A 1643-nucleotide genomic window follows, 5' to 3' on the forward strand; every position below is an offset into this window, starting at 1 on the left:
CTTCTCTTTGCACTGCTAGACGGTGTCGCGCTTGGGATCATATCCTCTGGCGTGAACTTACCTTCCCAAAAACGCGAAATGTCTCGACGCATTGGAATCCGCGGCATTTTCCTAATCGCGCTTGGGCATGTCGAGGATGCCGACGAGGTCTTCGAACGTGGTAAGCGGGTTCAGGATCGCGAATCGCGTGTTCGGGCGCCCGGCGTGCGAGCTCGGCACCACGAACGCGCGCTGCGAATCGAGCAGCGCCGCCGACCACCGGTCGTAATCGGCGCGCTCCCACCCTTCCCGCTCGAACACGACGATCGACAGCTGCGGATCGCGCACCAGTCGCAGCTCGGGGCGACGGGCGATCTCGTCGGCGATGCGTCGGGTCAGCGCGAGTCCCGCACTCACGGCATCACGGTAGGCGGTGACGCCGTACGTCGCGACCGAGAACCACATCGGCAGGCCTCGCGGGCGGCGCGTGAGCTGGATCGAGTAGTCCGAGGGGCTGAACTCGTCGACCTCGGTCAGGATGTCGAGGTACTCGGCGTGCTGCGTGTGCGCCCGTCGTCCGCTGTCGGGGTCGCGGTAGATCAGAGCGCAGCAGTCGAACGGCGCGAAGAGCCACTTGTGCGGATCGACGATGACCGAGTCGGCGCGCTCGACGCCCTCGAAGATGTGTCGCGCCTCCGGTGCCAGCATGGCGGTGAGGCCGTAGGCGCCGTCGATGTGCAGCCAGAAGTCGAACTCGTCCTTGAGCGCCGCGATTCCCTTGATGTCGTCGACGATGCCGAAGTTGGTCGACCCGCCGGTGGCGACCACCGCGCAGATCTCGTCGCCGTGCTCGACGAGGGCCTCGCGCACGCCATCGGCGCGGAGCACGCCGTCGTCGCCTGCCGGGACCAGCAGCACGTCGACGTCCATGATCTTCGCGGCCGACTTGTTGGAGGAGTGCGCCTCGACGCTGCACACGATCTTCCACCGGGTGGGCAGCTCTCTGCCTTCTGCGATCAGCCGGGCCTTCGCGGCCTCGCGTGCCGCGACCAGCGCCGACAGGTTCCCGATCGTGCCGCCCTGCACGAACACCCCGCCTGCGGTCTCGGGCAGCCCGAACTCGCTCGCCAGCCACGACAGCACCTCGTTCTCGGCGTGCACGGCCCCCGCGCCCTCGAGCCAGCTTCCGCCGTACAGCCCCGACGCGGAAACGACCAGGTCGAACGCGATCGCGGCCATGGTCGGCGCGGTCGGGATGAACGACAGGTACAGCGGGTGGCTCGTGGTGAGGCAGGCCGGAGCGAGGACGTGCTCGAACACGCTGAGGGCGCGCGCCGCGCCGAGTCCCGCATCGGTGATCGTGGGTCCGACCAGACGGTTCAGCTCCGCCTCGGACTGGGGCTTGTCCAGCGGCACGTCGGAGGCGAGCATGCGGCGGCGCGAATAGTCGAGCACGGCGTCGACGATCGCGGTCGATTCGGGCGAGGCCGCGTGCATGCGCACAGCATCCATGGACGTTCCTTTACTTGTCATCGGATCCCGGATCTTGTCGAACACGACCGTGGTGTCGTACAGCGAGTACGCGAGGATCGTCAGGAAGCCGATCACCGCCGCAGGCGAGATCTCGAAGCCGGCCAGCGCGTAGACGCCCACCGTGATCACGA

Annotated in this window: 1 protein-coding gene; it reads right to left on the minus strand. The window is 67.3% G+C overall.

The annotated features are described in order from the left end of the window. Positions 1-111: 111 nt before the first annotated feature. A partial coding sequence (locus KZA10_RS14410) for a pyridoxal-dependent decarboxylase (RefSeq protein WP_218683227.1) occupies positions 112-1643 on the minus strand: 1532 nt, incomplete at its 5' end.

The organism is Microbacterium sp. BF1, from assembly GCF_019279095.1.
Lineage (GTDB): Bacteria > Actinomycetota > Actinomycetes > Actinomycetales > Microbacteriaceae > Microbacterium > Microbacterium maritypicum.